The sequence below is a fragment of the Alloalcanivorax profundimaris genome (genome assembly GCF_015265435.1).
Classification (GTDB): Bacteria; Pseudomonadota; Gammaproteobacteria; order Pseudomonadales; family Alcanivoracaceae; genus Alloalcanivorax; species Alloalcanivorax profundimaris.
The window spans coordinates 263,263-280,257 of record NZ_JABJWH010000040.1 but is presented as its reverse complement, the minus strand read 5'-3'; the positions used below and the strand labels follow the sequence as shown (position 1 = coordinate 280,257).

14 protein-coding genes and 1 pseudogene are annotated in these 16,995 nt (G+C 65.9%); 4 read left to right on the top strand and 11 right to left on the bottom strand.

The genetic code is table 11. The annotated features are described in order from the left end of the window. A partial coding sequence (locus HMJ39_RS18750; RefSeq protein ID WP_194298472.1) for a signal peptidase II occupies nucleotides 1-141 on the top strand: 141 nt, incomplete at its 5' end. Between the two features lie 21 nt (nucleotides 142-162). Beyond that, a pseudogene (locus HMJ39_RS18745) lies at nucleotides 163-1,454 on the top strand (ISL3 family transposase). 159 nt (nucleotides 1,455-1,613) lie between these two features. Here HMJ39_RS18745 and mazG read toward each other — a convergent pair. The 5 genes from mazG to cysM form a co-directional block, all read right to left on the bottom strand. Next, the gene (gene mazG / locus HMJ39_RS18740; RefSeq protein ID WP_161383484.1) at nucleotides 1,614-2,414 is read right to left on the bottom strand and encodes a nucleoside triphosphate pyrophosphohydrolase; all 801 of its coding nucleotides are present in this window, start codon (nucleotides 2,412-2,414) and stop codon (nucleotides 1,614-1,616) included. A 12-nt stretch (nucleotides 2,415-2,426) separates the two neighbouring features. Continuing rightward, a complete protein-coding gene (gene relA, locus HMJ39_RS18735; protein WP_194298471.1) occupies nucleotides 2,427-4,664 on the bottom strand; it encodes a GTP diphosphokinase in 2,238 nt (745 codons plus the stop codon). A 19-nt stretch (nucleotides 4,665-4,683) separates the two neighbouring features. Beyond that, complete coding sequence (gene rlmD, locus HMJ39_RS18730) at nucleotides 4,684-6,030, bottom strand: 23S rRNA (uracil(1939)-C(5))-methyltransferase RlmD (RefSeq protein WP_161383486.1); 1,347 nt, start codon at nucleotides 6,028-6,030, stop codon at nucleotides 4,684-4,686. A 166-nt stretch (nucleotides 6,031-6,196) separates the two neighbouring features. Then, nucleotides 6,197-6,976: a 3'-5' exonuclease gene (locus tag HMJ39_RS18725; protein WP_194298470.1), complete on the bottom strand. Its 780-nt coding sequence runs from the start codon at nucleotides 6,974-6,976 to the stop codon at nucleotides 6,197-6,199. Further along, on the bottom strand, nucleotides 6,973-7,890 hold the full coding sequence (gene cysM / locus HMJ39_RS18720) for a cysteine synthase CysM (RefSeq protein ID WP_194298469.1): 918 nt from the start codon (nucleotides 7,888-7,890) through the stop codon (nucleotides 6,973-6,975). Before cysM ends, HMJ39_RS18725 begins: the two co-directional genes overlap by 4 nt. Before the next feature lie 112 nt (nucleotides 7,891-8,002). On the opposite strand from cysM, the gene HMJ39_RS19120 reads away from it, so the two are divergent. Next, a complete protein-coding gene (locus HMJ39_RS19120) occupies nucleotides 8,003-10,765 on the top strand; it encodes a response regulator (protein WP_194298468.1) in 2,763 nt (920 codons plus the stop codon). A 123-nt stretch (nucleotides 10,766-10,888) separates the two neighbouring features. Further along, nucleotides 10,889-11,623 carry a pyridoxine 5'-phosphate synthase gene (gene pdxJ / locus HMJ39_RS18710; protein WP_194298467.1) on the top strand — a complete coding sequence of 245 codons (735 nt, stop codon included), beginning with the start codon at nucleotides 10,889-10,891 and terminating at the stop codon, nucleotides 11,621-11,623. Nucleotides 11,624-11,625: 2 nt separating this feature from the next. Here the strand turns inward: pdxJ and recO are convergent, their stop codons facing one another. From recO to lepA, 6 genes are read right to left on the bottom strand one after another with little or no spacing between them, the layout of a single operon-like run. Then, nucleotides 11,626-12,303 carry a DNA repair protein RecO gene (gene recO / locus HMJ39_RS18705; protein ID WP_194298466.1) on the bottom strand — a complete coding sequence of 226 codons (678 nt, stop codon included), beginning with the start codon at nucleotides 12,301-12,303 and terminating at the stop codon, nucleotides 11,626-11,628. Further along, on the bottom strand, nucleotides 12,287-13,186 hold the full coding sequence (gene era, locus HMJ39_RS18700; protein WP_161383492.1) for a GTPase Era: 900 nt from the start codon (nucleotides 13,184-13,186) through the stop codon (nucleotides 12,287-12,289). Before era ends, recO begins: the two co-directional genes overlap by 17 nt. After that, nucleotides 13,179-13,865: a ribonuclease III gene (gene rnc, locus HMJ39_RS18695; protein ID WP_194298482.1), complete on the bottom strand. Its 687-nt coding sequence runs from the start codon at nucleotides 13,863-13,865 to the stop codon at nucleotides 13,179-13,181. Before rnc ends, era begins: the two co-directional genes overlap by 8 nt. Continuing rightward, a complete protein-coding gene (locus tag HMJ39_RS18690; RefSeq protein ID WP_194298465.1) occupies nucleotides 13,862-14,239 on the bottom strand; it encodes a DUF4845 domain-containing protein in 378 nt (125 codons plus the stop codon). The genes rnc and HMJ39_RS18690 overlap by 4 nt, the downstream gene beginning before the upstream one ends. 15 nt (nucleotides 14,240-14,254) lie before the next feature. Beyond that, a complete protein-coding gene (lepB, locus tag HMJ39_RS18685; RefSeq protein ID WP_194298464.1) occupies nucleotides 14,255-15,052 on the bottom strand; it encodes a signal peptidase I in 798 nt (265 codons plus the stop codon). Beyond that, the gene (gene lepA, locus HMJ39_RS18680; RefSeq protein ID WP_194298463.1) at nucleotides 15,053-16,852 is read right to left on the bottom strand and encodes a translation elongation factor 4; all 1,800 of its coding nucleotides are present in this window, start codon (nucleotides 16,850-16,852) and stop codon (nucleotides 15,053-15,055) included. It lies immediately after the preceding gene. Between the last annotated feature and the right edge of the window lie 143 nt (nucleotides 16,853-16,995).

Sequence of the window (16,995 nt, the reverse complement as noted above, 5' to 3'; positions counted from 1 at the left end):
GATTTCTATTGGCGAGACTGGCATTGGCCGGCCTTCAACCTGGCTGATATTGCAATTGTCCTCGGTGCCTTACTTTTCGTTTCCGGCAGCTTTTTGGGTAAAAAAACAAACACCAATGCCGAGCCGGATGGATCTGACTGACACCTACGCCTATACAACACCATGACCGAACTTCCCGACAACATCCTTCACCTGCCGCAATACCAAGTACTGGGCTGCAAATCAACCGACGACGAAATGCACTTCCAGGTGGACGTGCCCGATCCGATCGCCTGCGAGGAATGCGGCGTGCAGGGTGAGTTCGTGCGGTTCGGCAAGCGTGATGTTCCCCATCGTGATCTGCCCATCCAAGGCAAGCGGGTCACTCTCTGGGTGGTCCGCCGCCGATACACCTGCCGGGCCTGCAAGACAACATTCAGGCCCCAGCTACCGGAGGTGGTGGACGGATTCCGTATGACACTGCGGCTGCATGAGTACGTGGAGAAGGAATCCTTCAACCACCCCTACACCTTTGTGGCGGCACAGAGACCGGCCTGGACGAGAAGACGGTGCGCGACATCTTCAACGCCCGCGCCGAGTTCCTGGGGCGCTGGCACCGCTTCGAGACGCCCCGCATCCTGGGCATTGACGAGCTATACCTGAACAAGCGCTACCGCTGCATCCTGACCAACATCGAGGAGCGAACCCTGCTCGACCTGCTGGCCACCCGCCGCCAGGACGTGGTGACCAATTACCTGATGAAGCTGAAAGACCGGCAGAAGGTCGAGATCGTCAGCATGGACATGTGGAACCCTTACCGGGCAGCGGTCAAGGCCGTGCTGCCACAGGCCCGCATCGTGGTCGATAAGTTCCATGTGGTACGCATGGCCAACGATGCCCTGGAGAAGGTGCGCAAGGGCCTCAGAAAGGAGCTGAAACCCTCCCAGAGCCGAACCCTCAAGGGCGACCGGAAGATCCTGCTGAAACGCGCTCACGAAGTTTCAGATCGGGAACGGCTGATCATGGAGACCTGGACAGGCGCATTCCCGCAACTGCTGGCCGCCTACGAGCACAAGGAACGCTTCTACGGCATCTGGGACGCCACCACACGGCCCCAGTCAGAAGCCGCCCTGGACGAGTGGATAGCCACCATTCCGAAAGGCCAGAAGGAAGTCTGGAGCGATCTGGTCAGGGCTGTGGGCAACTGGCGCGAAGAGATCATGACCTACTTCGAGACGGACATGCCCGTCACCAACGCTTACACGGAGTCCATCAACCGACTGGCCAAGGACAAGAACCGTGAAGGGCGCGGTTACTCCTTCGAGGTGATGCGGGCACGAATGCTCTACACCACGAAGCACAAGAAGAAGGCACCGACTGCGAAGGTCTCTCTTTTCTACAAGAAAACCATCGGTTACGGACTGCCGGACTTCGCAGAGGAACTCAACTACGGAGTCGATCTATCAACCATCTGAGGGTGGTATCAGATTGATGGGGTGAAGGTGCCCCATCAACCATTAAATCCGTATACCCCTTTTTATTTCACCCGGAACTTTCTCGGATTTTACCGAGCTAGAACCCCCGGCTGAGGCGGTGGCCGGTCGGGGTAGGAAGGTCGGGTTAGCGGCCCGGCACTAATCGGATTGGCGTTTGGCCTGACGCCAGAGGGCGTCGAGGTGGTCGTCGTCGAAATCGGACAGCGGCGCGCCGGCCAGTTGTTCAACCTGGCGGAAACGGCCCTCGAACTTGTTCGAGGCGCGGCGCAGGGCCAGGTCCGGGTCCAGCTTCAGGTGCCGGGCCAGATTCACCAGGGTGAACAGCACGTCGCCGAATTCGTCCTCGATGGCGTCGCGGTCGCCGGACGCCATCGCCTGATCCAGTTCCTCAAGTTCGCTGTCCACATGGGCGCGCACCGGCGCCGTGGCGCGCCAGTCGAAGCCCACCTTGGAGGCTTTCTTCTGCAGCTTGTGAGCGCGCTGCAGGGCCGGCAGCCCCTCCGGCACACCGTCCAGGGCGCTGTCGTACTCACGGCCCTTGCGGGCGCGCTCCTCGGCTTTGATCGCCTCCCAGTTTACTTTCACCGCCTGCTCGTCCTCGGCGGTCCGGTCCCCGAACACGTGCGGGTGGCGGCGCACCATTTTGTCGTTGAGCACCGCTACTACTTCGCTGAAATCAAACAGCCCCTGTTCGCGGGCCATCTGCGAATGGAACACTACCTGCAGCAGCAGGTCGCCGAGCTCTTCCTTGAGCTCAGGGTAATCCCGCCGCGCCACCGCTTCAGCCACTTCAAAGGCCTCTTCCACGGTGTAGGGCACGATGCTGTCGAAGTCCTGTTTCAGGTCCCAGGGGCAGCCGCCGTCCGGATCGCGCAGCCGCGCCATGATCGACAGCAACTCGGCGATGGCGGCTTCGGCGGAAGGCGGCTTAACGGTCATCGGCAGGCTCCTTTATTTTTTATAGCGTCGGACTTCGAGAACGCCCTTGAGCTGGTCCATCTTCGCCAGCACTTTGCCGAGGCCGCCCAGGGAGGCGATTTCCAGGGTCAGCAGCATGGTGGCGGTGTTGTCCTCGGTGTGCGACTCGGTGTGCACGGCGGTGACGTTGACCTTCTCGTTGGCGAGCACGGCGATCACGTCGCGCAGCAGGCCCTGGCGGTCCCAGGCGCGCAAGAAGATGTCCACCGGGTAGAAGATGCGGTCCGCTTCCCCCCAGCTCACTTCGATGACCCGGTTAGGCTCTTCGCCCTGCATCGCCAGAAGATTGTGGCAGTCGGCGCGGTGCACGGTGACGCCGCGCCCCTGGGTGATGAAGCCCATCACCTGGTCGCCGGGCACCGGCCGGCAGCAGGCGGCCATGTGGGTGAGCAGGTTGCCCACCCCCTGGATGGTCACGTCGCCGCTTTCCGACGCCTTGGAGCGCGCCGGCACGAACGCCAGCTCCTGCTGCGGGTCGTCGCCGAGCAGGGACTGGGCCTGGTTGACCACATGGCCGGGGCGCAGATCGCCGGCGCCCAGGGCGGCGAGCAGGTCGTCGCCGGTCTTCAGGTTCATTTGCGGCGCCAGGGCGTCCAGATCAATGCGGTCCAGGGCCAGGCGGGAGGTTTCCCGCTCCAGAATGGCGCGGCCCTGGGCAATGTGCACGTCCCGGTCCTGGCGCTTGAACCACTGCTGAATGCGCGCCCGCGCCGAGGACGTGGCCACATAGCCCAGCGACGGCGTCATCCAGTCGCGGCTGGGGCCGCCTTCCTTGGCGGTGAGAATCTCCACCTGCTCGCCGGTGTTGAGGTTGTAGTTGAGCGGCACGATGTGGCCGTTCACCTTGGCGCCCCGGCAGCGGTGCCCCACCTCGGTGTGGATGTGGTAGGCGAAATCCACCGGCGTGGCGCCGGCTTCCAGATCCACCACATGGCCGTCCGGCGTGAACACATAAACCCGGTCGCTGACCAGGCCGTGCTTGAGCTCGTCGATCATGGTGTCGGCGTTGTCGCCCAGCTCGTCGTGCCACTCCAGCACCTGGCGCAGCCAGGCGATGCGCTGCTCGTAGGAGCGGCTCTTGCGGCCGGCCTTGCTGCCTTCCTTGTAGCGCCAGTGGGCGCACACGCCGAGCTCCGCCTCTTCGTGCATGTCGAAGGTGCGGATCTGCACCTCGAGCATCTTGCGCTCCGGGCCGACCACGGCGGTGTGCAGGCTCTGGTAGCCGTTGTCCTTGGGGCTGGCGATGTAGTCGTCGAATTCCTTGGGCACGTGTTTCCACAGCGAGTGGACGATGCCCAGGGCGGCGTAGCAGTCTCGCACTTCGCGCACCAGCACGCGCACCGCGCGCACGTCATAGACCTCGCCGAAATCGAGATGCTTTTTCTGCATCTTCCGCCAGATGCTGTAGATGTGCTTGGCGCGGCCGTACACCTGGGTGCCCTTGATGCCGTTGCGGTCAAGATGGCCGCGCAGGCTGTCGATCACCTCGTCGATGTAGCCTTCCCGGTCCAGGCGTTTTTCGTCCAGCAGCTTGGCGATCTTTTTATAGGCGCCGGGCTGCAGGTAGCGGAACGACAGGTCCTCCAGCTCCCATTTCAACTGCCCCACGCCCAAGCGGTGGGCCAACGGCGCGTAGATGTCGAAAATCTCGCGGGCCACTTTCTGCTGGCGCTCGGGGTCGGATTCCTTCACCGCGCGGATAATCACGGTTCGCTCGGCCAGCTTGACCAGCGCCACGCGCACGTCGTCGACCATCGCCAGCAGCATCTTGCGGACGTTATCGAGCTGGCCGTCCTGCTGGCCGAGCACCGCCTTGCGGGTGGGGTTGAGGCTGGTGCCGATGGCGGCCATGCGCAGCACGCCCTCGATCAGGGTGGCCAGGGGGGCGCCGAACTCCTTCTCCACTTCCAGCAGCGACAGCTGGCCCTCGCGGACCGCCCGGTAGAGCACCGCCGCGGGCAAGGCCTCGGCGTCGGCGCCGAGATCGGCGAGCACGTCCGCCATTTCCAGGCCGATGGCCAGGCACCCCTTGCCATAGGGCCAGTGCCCGCCGGCGGCCTCGCCGGCGCGTTCGCATTGTTCCGCTCGGGCGCAGGCGCGCTCCAGGATTTCCCGATCACGTACCGGAACGCGGGCGGTGAGCTGTTCCAGCCAAGCCCGCCAGTCCCGGGCCTCGACCTCGTCGGTCTGTTGCCGGCGTACGGTTACCATTGCAATTCCTGTCCTTTCGCTAGCGTCGGTCGAACACGGCGATCGACTCAACGTGGGCGGTGTGCGGGAACATATCCATCACACCCGCCGCTTTCAGACGGTAGCCCCGCGCCACCAGTTCCCCGGCATCCCGGGCCAGCGTGGCCGGATTGCAGGAGACATACACCAGGCGATCCGCACCGAAATGGGGCATCAGCCGCACCATTTCAAGCGCACCACTGCGGGGCGGGTCCAGCAGCACCCGATGGTAGGCCTGCCGGGCCCAGGGTTGACCCTCCGGCTCGCGGCTCAGGTCCCAGGCATGGAATTCCAGGTTTTCCAGGTCGTTGCGGCGCGCATTCTCGTAACCGCGCTCCACCATGGCGTCGCTGCCTTCCACACCCACCACCCGGGCCGCGCGGCGCGCCGCCGGAATGGTGAAGTTGCCCAGGCCGCAGAACAGATCAAGCACCTGATGATGCGCCTCGACCTCCAGCAAATCCAATGCCAAGGGAACCATGCGGCGGTTGATCTCCGCATTGACCTGGGTGAAGTCCGTGGGGTGAAAAGCCAGCTCGGCGCCTTCCGTGTCCGGCCCGTGGGGGGCATGGCGGTAATAGAGGCGCTCCTCGCCCTGCTCCGGCCAGACCCGGTGCACGGTGCTCTCGTTGCCCGGCTGCAGGTACAGCTGCAGGCCCTTGTCCTGGCAGAAGGCCACCAGCTTCGCCAGGTCGGCGGCGGGCAGCGGATCCAGGTGACGGAACACCAGGGCCACGGCGTCGTCGCCCCGGGCCACCTCGATCTGGGGAATGCGGTGGCGGCTCTCCAGGCCGTCCATGAGCGCGCGCAGGTCGTCCAGCCGGTGGCCCACCTCCGGAATCAGCACCTCGCAGCGGTGCAGGTCGGCGATGAAGCTGTTGCGTTTCTCGCGGAAGCCCACCAGGGTTTCGCCACGGGCGTCGATGAACTTGGCGCCCATACGCGCCTTGCCCCGGTACCCGGTGACCGGGCCGGTAAGCGGCGCCAGCCAGGATTCCGGCTGCAGGCCGCCGAAATGGGCCAACTGCTCGGCGAGCACCGCCTCCTTGCGGCGGATCTGGCTGGCCGGCGCCACGTGCTGCAGGCTGCAGCCACCACAGATCAGGGCGTGGGCACAGGGCGGCTCGACCCGGTCCGGGGACGCCTCCAGGATTTCCACCGCCCGCCCCTCGTCGAACTTGCGGCGCATGTAGGTGTACTGGAAGAACACCTGCTCGCCGGGCAGGGCGTTGTCGATGAAGGTGGTCTTGCCATCCAGCCGGGCAATCCCCCGACCGTCATGGCTGAGGCTTTCAATGGTGGCGGCCACCGGCATTTCCGGCAGCTTTTTCTTGCGACGTCGACCCATAAATACAATTCAGTGAAGAGTTAATAGTGAACAGTTAATAGCGGCGCGCGAGAGGTTGGCCGAAACAGAACCGTCACGGGCCGCGCCAAAAGGCCGGGCGCGGCCTCGAACCGTTCGGACGCCACCCGCCTCGCTCGCGCCACTGTTAACTGTTCACTGTTAACTGTTAATTGCTCGCGGCTTCCCAGGCTTCCAGGAAGGCGGTGAAGTGCGGGTGCCCTTCCTGGCGCAGATAATCGCGCAGCAGGTCCAGCTCGGCCTGGTAGCCGGTGGCGTCGATCTCGCCACGCATCAGCTGGAAGCGCAGGAACACCAGCCAGGTGTTGAGCACGTCGGTTTCGCAGTAATCGCGAATGCCCTTGAGGTCGCCATCCTGAAAGGCATCGAACACCTTGGCGCCGCTCATGCCCATCTTGCCGGGGAAGCCCAGCAGGGTGGCGATCTGGTCCAGGGGCGCGTTGGCGCGGTTGTTGAACATGGCCAGTTGCTCCATCAGGTCCAGATGGCGCTGGTGGAAACGGCTGAGGTAGTTGTTGAAGCGGAAGCTGGTGTCCTCGTTGCCGGTTTCCCAGAACCGCCGCGCCACCACGCCATGCTTGAGGGCGCGGTAGTTGAGCACCGGCAGGTCGAAGCCGCCGCCGTTCCAACTCACGATCTGCGGCGTGAAGCGGTCGATGCCGTCGTAGAAGCGCTCGATCAGCTCCTTCTCGCCGGCGTCCTCGTCGCCCAGGGACCACACCTTGATGCCCTGGGCGGAGCGCAGCACCACGGAGATCGCCACCACCCGGTGCAGGTGCAGGCGCAGGAATTCGGAACCGTTTTCCTGGCGGCGCAGGTTGAACAGGGCGCTGGCGGTGTCCTTGTCGTCCAGGCCGTGCAGGTCGTAAAGGCGGCGGCCGCCGTCCAGGTCCGGGATGGTCTCGATATCGAACACCAGAACGTTCATGAGCCGGCCTCCGTATCGTCCCGTTCCGCGTTGAACACGCCGGTGGACAGGTAACGGTCACCCCGGTCGCAGACGATGGCCACGATCACCGCGTTTTCCAGCTCCTCGGAGAGCTGCAGGGCGCCGGCCACGGCGCCGCCGGAGGATACCCCGCAGAAGATGCCCTCTTCCCGGGCCAGCCGCCGCATGGTGTGCTCGGCCAGATCCTGGTCCATGTCGATGACCCGGTCCACCCGGGATTCGTCGAAGATGCTGGGCAGGTATTCCTTGGGCCAGCGGCGGATGCCGGGGATCGAGGCGCCGTCCGTGGGCTGCAGGCCGACGATCTGGACGTCCGGATTCTGCTCCTTGAAGTACAGGCTGCAGCCCATGATGGTGCCGGTGGTGCCCATGGAGCTGACGAAGTGGGTCATGGCGCCGCCGGTTTCCGCCCAGATTTCCGGGGCGGTGCTCTCGTAATGGGCCATCGGGTTGTCCGGGTTGGCGAACTGGTCGAGCACCTTGCCCTCGCCCCGTTCCTGCATGGCCTGGGCCAGGTCCCGGGCGCCCTCCATGCCCTCCTCCTTGGTCACCGAAATCAGCTCGGCGCCGTAGGCGGCCATGGCGTCGCGGCGCTCCTGGCTCTGGTTGGCGGGCATGATCAGCTTCATGCGGTAGCCACGCATGGCCGCCGCCATGGCCAGGGCGATGCCGGTGTTGCCGCTGGTGGCCTCGATCAGGGTGTCGCCGGGCTTGATCTCACCGCGCGCCTCGGCCTTGGTGATCATGTTGAGGGCCGGGCGGTCCTTCACGGAACCGGCGGGATTGTTGCCTTCCAGCTTCACCAGAATGGTGTTGGTCGTGTTCCCCGGCAGGCGTTGCAGACGCACCAGCGGCGTGCCGCCCACCGTGGACTCAATGGTCTTGTAGGTCATGGGCGCATTGTATCTCAAGGCGGGGGGCTCTGGCAGCGGCGCTCAAGTCGGTCATAATGGCCCCCAGGCCCGGCGCCGTGAAAACAACGACAAGCGACCATTCAGGGGGACCATGGCCCATACCAGCCTGCGCACCCGCGTCATGACGATGACCGCCCTGCCCGCCTTCCTGGCGGCGCTGATCATTGGCGGCTACACCCTGGCCACCCAGGTCATGGACGTGCGCGCCGACAACGCCCATCGCCAGCAGTTGATCGTGGAGAGCTACGCGGCGCGCCTGGCGGCGCTGGACGCGGACGGTCGCGATGCCTACCAGAACCTGCTGCGCGACCTGCTGGAGCAGCCGGACGTGCGCGCCGCCACCCTGCTCGACAACGGCGCCGGCTGGCAGCTGCACACCGGCCCGCGGCTGCGGCCGGTGGAGCAAGCGGAGCACCTGGACAACGGCCTGACCCGGCTGGTCACCGATTCCGGCTGGCAGCTGGTGCGGCCGCTGCCCGGCGAGGGCGAACGCCTGCTCACCGTGGAGTTCTCCCGCCAGGGCCAGTATGTGCGCATCCTGGAGGCGGTACTGACCATGATCGGCGTGGTCACCCTGCTGATGATCCTGGCGGTGGTGCCGGCGACCCACTTCGCCCGGCGCCTGACCCGACCGGTGCAAACACTGATCGACAACGTGCGCCGGGTGCGCGACGGCGACCTGGGGACCCCGCCCCAAGCCCGGGCGGAAGGTGAACTGGGCGACCTGGAGGACGCCCTGCGCGAGATGGTGGCGGCCCTCAACGAGGCCCAGGCGGAGCTGCAGCAGAACGTGGACCAGGCCACCCAGGACCTGCGCGAGACCCTGGAAACCATCGAGATCCAGAACATCGAGCTGGACATGGCCCGCAAGGAAGCGCTCAAGGCCAGCCAGATCAAGTCCGAGTTCCTGGCCAACATGAGCCACGAGATCCGCACCCCGCTCAACGGCATCATCGGCTTCACCCGGCTGCTGGAGCGCTCCAGCCTGTCGCCGCGCCAGCAGGACTACCTGGGCACCATCCGCAAGAGCGCGGAATCGCTGCTGTCGATCATCAACGACATCCTCGATTTTTCCAAGATCGAGGCCGGCAAGCTGTCCCTGGAGCACATTCCCCTGGACCTGCACGACACCATCGAGGACGTGCAGACCATGCTGGCGCCCATGGCCCAGGAAAAGGGCCTGGAACAGGCGGCGATCATCTACAACGACGTGCCCACCCGGCTGCTGGGCGATCCGCTGCGCATCCGCCAGGTACTCACCAACCTGGTCAACAACGCGATCAAATTCACCGAGCGGGGCTCGGTGGTGGTGCGCGCCATGCTAGAGGAGGAGCGCGGCGCCGAGGCGGTGGTCAAGATCACCATCACCGACACCGGCAACGGCCTGCCGCCGGCGGTGCAGAAGAACCTGTTCAACGCCTTCACCCAGCTGGACCAGAGCCGCCGCCGCCAGGAGGGCGGCACCGGCCTGGGGCTGGCGATCTGCAAACGCCTGGTGGAAGGCATGGGCGGCGAGATCGGCATCGACAGCACCACCGGCCACGGTTCCACCTTCTGGTTCACCCTGCGCGCCGAGCGCGATCTGGGCGCCGAGCCGGAGCCCGCCCCGACGGCGCTGGAAGGCCTTTCGGTGACCCTGGTGGAGGCCAACGAACACGCACGGCTGGCGCTGTATCACATGCTCGGCGGCTGGCGCATGAAGGTCACCGAGCTGCAGGCCCTGGACACCCTGCAAAGCCACCTGGACAACGACAGTCTGGCGCCCACGGATTTCTACGTGCTGGCGGTGCCCGCCTCGCTGCGCGACCCGGCCGGCCTGGAGCCGCTCATGGAGCGCCTGGCGCGGGCCACCGGCAAGCCGCTGCTGATCCTGGCCGCCCACGCGGACACCCTGGCCGGGCGCCTGGCGGGCCTGCCCGGCCCCTGCCGGGTGCTGGGCAAGCCCGCCACCCGCCGCCGGCTGCGCGACGGTTTGCTGGAGCTCGGCGGCCTGGCGACGCTGGCACCGCCGGGCAGCCCCCTGGGGCTGCTGGGCAAACCGGCGCGGGTGCTGGTGGTGGACGACCACCCGGGCAATCTGAAGCTGGCGCGGGTGTTCCTGGAGGAAATGGGCGTCGACGTGACCGCCTGCGACGGCGGCGAGGCGGCCCTAATCGCGTTCGCCAAGGGCACCTTCGATCTGGTGTTCATGGACGTGCAGATGCCGCGCCTGGACGGCTTGGAAACCACCCGCCGGATCCGCGAGCGGGAAGGCGAAGGCCCGCGCACGCCGATCATCGCGCTCACCGCCCACGCCCTGGAAAGCGAGCGCCGTTCGCTGCTGGCCGCCGGCATGGACGATTACCTGAGCAAGCCGATCACCGAAAACCAGTTGCGCCATACCCTCAACCACTGGGTGCACGGCGACGGCGCCCCCCACCATGGCGCTGACGGCACCTCCCACCATGACGCGGACGACGCCCCGGCGCCGGGCCCGGAAACGGACCCCGGGCCGGCCGGGGAAGCGCCGGCGGCGGACGCCACGGACCCGGTGCTGGACCCGGCGCTGGGCCTGCGCCGCGCCGGCGGCCGCGAAGAGCTGGCCGAGGACATGCTCGCCATGCTGCTGGCGAGCCTGGAACAGGACGCGCCGGGCATCAATGCCCTGGCCGAAGGGGACGACCGGGAGGCATTGCTGGAGCGGGTGCACAAGCTGCACGGCGCCACCCGCTACTGCGGCACGCCGCGCCTGGAAGCCGCCGCCCGGGCCCTGGAAGAGGCGCTCAAACTGGAGGCCGGGGACGAGGTGCTGGACCGCCTGGTCGCCGCCCTGCTGACGGAGATCGAGAGCCTGCGGCAGGCGGCCCGGCGTTAAGGCGCGGTCACGCCCCGCCAGGACCTTTCGCGGCTGAAGCGGAACGCCGCCCGGCCTCTCCTACCGGGCCGCCGCTCTGCTACCATGGGCGCCCGTTTCCCCAACCCCGTTCTGGAGCCCCCAATGCCCGTGCTGCTCGGCATCAACATCGATCACATCGCCACCCTCCGTCAGGCCCGCGGTACCCGTTATCCGGAGCCGGTGCAGGCGGCCCTGGTGGCGGAACAGGCCGGCGCCGACGGCATCACCGTGCACCTGCGCGAGGACCGGCGCCACATCCAGGATCGCGACGTGGAACTGCTGGCGCAAACCCTGCAGACGCGCATGAACCTGGAGATGGCCGCCACCGAGGAGATGGTGGGCATTGCCCGGCGCATCCGCCCGGCGCACTGCTGCCTGGTGCCGGAGAAGCGCGAGGAGCTGACCACCGAGGGCGGCCTGGACGTGGCCGGCAACGAGGCGTGGATCAAGCGCTGCACCGGGGAGCTCGCCGAAGCGGATATCCAGGTGTCGCTGTTCATCGACGCGGACCCGGCGCAGATCGAAGCGGCGGCGCGCTGCGGGGCGCCGGCCATCGAGATTCACACCGGTCATTACGCCGACGCCACCGATCCGGACCAGGCGGCCGCCGAGCTGACGCGCATTCGCCGGGGGCTGGATCTGGCCATCGAGGCGGGCCTGATCGTCAACGCCGGCCACGGCCTGCATTACCACAACACCCGGGAAATCGCCGCCCTGCCCGGCATCAACGAGCTGAACATCGGCCACGGGATCGTCGCCCGGGCGGTGCTCACCGGGCTGGACGAGGCGGTGCGAGCGATGCGCGTGCTGATCGACGAGGCGGCGCGGGACGCCTGAAACTACCGGAATAATTCCCGGCTGCGCAGGGGCCGGCCGCCCAGGTGCGGCTCCAGGGCGGCGCGCAGCAACGCCTTGGCCATGCGCCGCACGTCCCCGTTCCATTCATCCCGGCCCAGGGCCAGCAGCAGATCGCCGGGATAGCCGCGCGGGTCCGGCAGGAAGCCCTGCTCCGGCTCCCACCGGTAGAGTCCGTCATCGGCCAGCGGCCGGCCGTCCGCGTCCTGGTCCAGGGGCAGGCCGTAACCGGCTTCTTCCAGCAGGGTCATCTCGAAACGGCGCAGGGTCACGTCCAGGGCCGTGTCGCCGGCCAGGGCGGCCAGGGTGTGCTCGTAGGGCGGCCAGAGATCCGGGTGGGCATCGTCCCGGTGCAGCAGCCGCATCATCAGCTCGTTGACGTAGAAACCGCAGTACAGCGCCCGCCCGGCCAGCCCCGGCGCCGGGCCACGGGGCTCCACCTGGCGCAGGGTATACAGCTCGCCGCCGCGTTTCAGGTCCACCCAGAGCGGCAGGAACGGGGCCAGGCTGGCGTCGCGCCGGCCGCCCCGGGCCACGGCGCCAACGCGGCCGCGCTCGGGAAGAAACAGGTCGATGATCAGGCTGGTGTTGCGGAACGGGCGGCGGTGCAGCAGCCAGGCCGGCGACAGGCCGCCGGCGTGGCGTTCATTTGTGCTGGTCATAGCCCAGCGAGCGCAGGGCGCGCTCGTCGTCGGACCAGCCCGCCTTGATCTTCACCCACAGGTTGAGCATCACCTTGCGCTCGATCAGGCGCTCGATGTCCTGACGGGCCTGGGTGCCGATCTGCTTGATGCGCGCGCCCTGGTCGCCGATCAGAATCTTTTTCTGGCCGCGCCGCTCCACCAGGATGGTGGCGGCGATGTCGGTGACCTTGGGGCCGTCCTCCCAGAGATCGATCTCCACGGTGATCTGGTGGGGCACTTCCTGGCCCAGCTGACGGACTACCTTCTCGCGCACGATCTCGGCCGCCATGAAGCGCAGGCTGCGGTCGGTGAGCTGCTCGTCGTCGAACCAGAACTCCCCTTCCGGCAGACGCTCCGCCAGGGCTTTTTCCAGGGCTTCCAGGTTGTGCCCACGCAGGGCGGACACCGGGATGATTTCGGCGAACGAAAAGCGGCCGGCCAGATCCTGCAGGTGCGGCAGCAGCACCTGCTTGTCTTCCAGGTTGTCCACCTTGTTGACCAGCAGTAGCACCGGGGTGTCGCCGGCGCGCTGCAGCAGCTTGAGCACGTGCTCGTCGCCCTCGGTCCACTTGATGCCGTCCACCATGAAGCAGATCACGTCCACGTCGTTGAGCGCGGACAGGGCGGCGTCGTTCATGGCCCGGTTGAGCGCGCGTTCCTGGCCCGCGTGGATGCCCGGCGTGTCGGCGAACACGATCTGATAGTCATCCCGACTGAGAATGCCGTGGATGCGGTGCCGGGTGGTCTGCGGCTTGCGCGAGGTGATGCTCACCTTCTGGCCGATCAGGTGGTTCATCAGCGTGGATTTGCCCACGTTGGGGCGGCCGACGATGGCCACCAGACCGCAACGGGTGTCACTCATGGGACTGCTCCAGCCAGCTCAGGGCCTGCTCCGCCGCCTGCTGCTCGGAGCGGCGGCGGCTGGCGCCGGTGGCCACGAAACGTTGATTCAGATCCGGCAGCGTGCATTCCACCTCGAAGGTCTGGCGCGGCGCCTGGCCGGTCACCGACAGCACGTCGTAGGCGGGTAACTCATGCTTGCGCGCCTGCAGCCATTCCTGCAAGCGGGTTTTGGCGTCCTTGCGCACCGACTGCGGCGAGATGTGCTCCAGGCGCTCGGCGAACCATTCCAGGATTACCCGCCGGCAGGTGTCCTCGCCGCCGTCGATGACGATGGCGCCGATCAGGGCTTCCAGGGCATCGGCGAGAATCGAGTCACGGCGGTGACCGCCGCTTTTCAGCTCGCCGCCGCCGAGGATCAGGTATTCCCCCACGCCCAGCTCCCGGGCCACCTCGGCCAGGGTCTGGCCGCGCACCAGGAAGGCGCGCATGCGCGTGAGCTGGCCCTCGGCGGCATCCGGAAAGCGGTGGAACAGTTCGGTGGAAATAATCTGGCTGAGCTGGGCGTCGCCCAGGAATTCCAGCCGTTCATTGTTGCGCCGCCGGCTCACGCTGCGATGGCTGAGCGCCAGTTCAAACAGCGACGGGTCCTGGAACCGGTAACCGAGCCGGCGACTGAGGCGATCCAGATCGTCCATCAGCGTCCAATCGTCTTGTCGAAGGTTTCCTCGAAGTGCATCACCACGGACACGTTGTAGAACAACGGCCGCCGCACTTCATAGTCCACCCCCACGGCCAAAAGGCCCCCTTCCTTGCTGATCGCCAGATCGCTCACGCGGATGGCGTCCACCTGGTTGATGGTGAAGCGCTTGCTCAGCGCGGCGCGCACCTCGTGCTCCGACATCAAGGCGGTCTTGCTGTCGGAGAGCACCGAATTGATGGTGCTGCGGATGGTGTTGTATTCCATATAGGCGGGCACCATGCGGAACGCGGCGGTGCCGAACACCGCAAGCACGATCAGCACAACCACCCAGCCCAGCAGTGACAGCCCCCGTTGACGGGATCGGGTTATCATTATTCCGTCTCCACGCTAGTTCGTTTCAATTTTGTCGATCGAGCCGTTCCGGGAGAAACTCGGCAGCGAGAAGATCGGATCCCAGTGCATCCAGATCAGGAAGGCTTCCCCCACCACCAGCCGTTCCGGCACCACGCCCCAGAAGCGGCTGTCGTTACTGTTATCGCGATTGTCCCCCATCACGAAATAACTGCCCTCGGGCACCTCCCACTCACCCTGGGTGCCGCCCTGGGGAATGCGCGGCTCGCCGTTGTAGGGATCGATCAGGCCTTCCTGCCAGATCAGATGCTCCGCTTCCCCCAGGTGTTCAATGTACTCGCGGCGCCATACCCGCGGCGCGATGCGGCCGCTGTCCACCAGCTCCCGCTCCACCGGCTCGCCGTTCACGTAAACCACGTTGTCGCGCACCGCCACGCGGTCGCCGGGCAAGCCCACCACGCGCTTGATGAAGTTCTGGCTGGTGTCCTCCGGGAACTTGAACACCATGACGTCGCCGCGCTCCGGCTCGCCCACCGGAATGATCTTGGTATTGGTCACCGGCAGGCGCAGGCCGTAGGAAAACTTGTTGACCAGAATAAAATCATGAACCTGCAGGGTCGGCAACATGGAACCAGAGGGAATGGTGAACGGTTCCACAATGAAGGAGCGGATCACCAGCACGATGAACAGCACCGAGATCAGCGAGTTGGACGTTTCCACGGTGCTGCCGATCATGCCCTTGCGCTGGCGCAGCTTGAGCGCGCGGTCGGCGAGCCAGATCAGAACCGTGATCAGCAGCGCCAGGGTGAGCCAGAAACCTACATCGATATCCATTTAGTCATCCACCTTGAGCACGGCCAGGAAGGCGGCCTGGGGAATTTCCACATTGCCCACCTGCTTCATGCGTTTCTTGCCTTCTTTCTGCTTCTGCAGCAGTTTTTTCTTACGCGATACGTCGCCGCCGTAACACTTGGCGGTCACGTTCTTGCGCAGCGCCTTGACCGTTTGCCGGGCGATGATCTTGTTGCCGATGGCGGCCTGGATGGCGACGTCGAACATCTGCCGGGGCACCAGTTCCTTCATCTTCTCGATCACCACGCGGCCGCGATGGGCGGAGTGATCCAGGTGGCAGATCATCGCCAGGGCGTCCACCTTGTCGCCGTTGATGAGCACGTCCACGCGCACCAGCTTGGCGGCCTGGAAGCGCTCGAAGGCGTACTCCAGGGAGGCGTAGCCGCGGCTGGCGGATTTCAGCCGGTCGAAGAAGTCCAGCACCACCTCGGCCATGGGAATGTCATAGGTGAGCGAGATCTGCTTGCCCAGGTACTGCATGTTGATCTGCTCGCCGCGCCGCTCGGTGCACAGCGTGATCACGTTGCCCACGTATTCCTGGGGCACCAGGATATTGACCCGGGCGATGGGCTCGCGGAATTCCTCGATCAGGTTGCTTTCCGGCAGCTCCGAGGGGTTGTCCACGTACAGGGTGGAGCCGTCGGTCAGCTCCAACTCATAGACCACGGTGGGCGCCGTGGTGATCAGGTCCAGGTCGTATTCCCGCTCCAGGCGCTCATGGATGATCTCCATGTGCAGCATGCCCAGGAAGCCGACCCGGAAGCCGAAGCCCAGGGCGTCGGAGTTTTCCGGCTCGTAGAACAGGGAGGCGTCGTTGAGCGCCAGTTTGCCGAGGGCGTCGCGGAAGCTTTCGTAATCGTCGGCGTTGACCGGGAACATGCCCGCGTAGACCTGCGGCTTGACCTTCTTGAAGCCGGGCAGCATCTGCACGTCCGGGGTGTTGGCGTGGGTCAGGGTATCGCCCACCGGGGCGCCGTGAATGTCCTTGATGGTGGCGCTCACCCAGCCCACCTCGCCGGCCTCCAGCACGTTGGTTTCCTTGCGCTTGGGGGTGAAGATGCCAAGGCTGTCCACCACGTGGTTCTGGCCGGTGGATTTGACGTGGATCTTGTCGCCCTTCTTGAGGCGGCCATAGCGAATCCGCACCAGCGAGATCACGCCCATGTAGTTGTCGAACCAGGAATCGATGATCAGCGCCTGCAGGCGCTCCTCGCGCTTCCCCGCCGGCGGAGGAATGCGCTCCACCAGTTGCTCCAGCAGTTCCGGCACGCCCACGCCGGTCTTGGCGGAGACGTGGCAGGCGTCGGTGGCGTCCAGGCCGATGATCTCCTCGATCTCCTCGGCCACCCGGTCCGGCTCCGCCTGGGGCAGATCCACCTTGTTGAGCACCGGCAGCACTTCCAGGTCCTGCTCGATGGCGGTGTAACAGTTGCCCACGGACTGGGCCTCCACGCCCTGGGCGGCGTCCACCACCAGCAGCGCGCCTTCGCAGGCGGACAACGACCGCGATACCTCGTAGGAAAAGTCCACGTGGCCGGGGGTGTCGATGAAGTTGAGCTGGTAGGTCTCGCCGTTCCGGGCCGTGTAATAGAGCGTCACGCTTTGCGCCTTGATGGTGATGCCGCGCTCGCGTTCCAGATCCATGGAATCCAGCACCTGCTCCTTGAGCTCACGGTCGGAGAGACCGCCGCAGACCTGGATGAAACGGTCCGCCAGGGTGGATTTGCCGTGATCGATATGAGCAATGATGGAGAAGTTGCGAATGTGCGTAATGTCGGTCACAGATACCCGCCAAATGGTGGAAACGTAAAGAAAGACACAATGGAGGGCGATTCTATCGGATTAGAGCTCCGGGGGATAATCCCCCCGGCGGAGCCCCCCGGACGGCCCGGGGCGCCGCTTCAGCCGCGATCATCGGGCGCTGT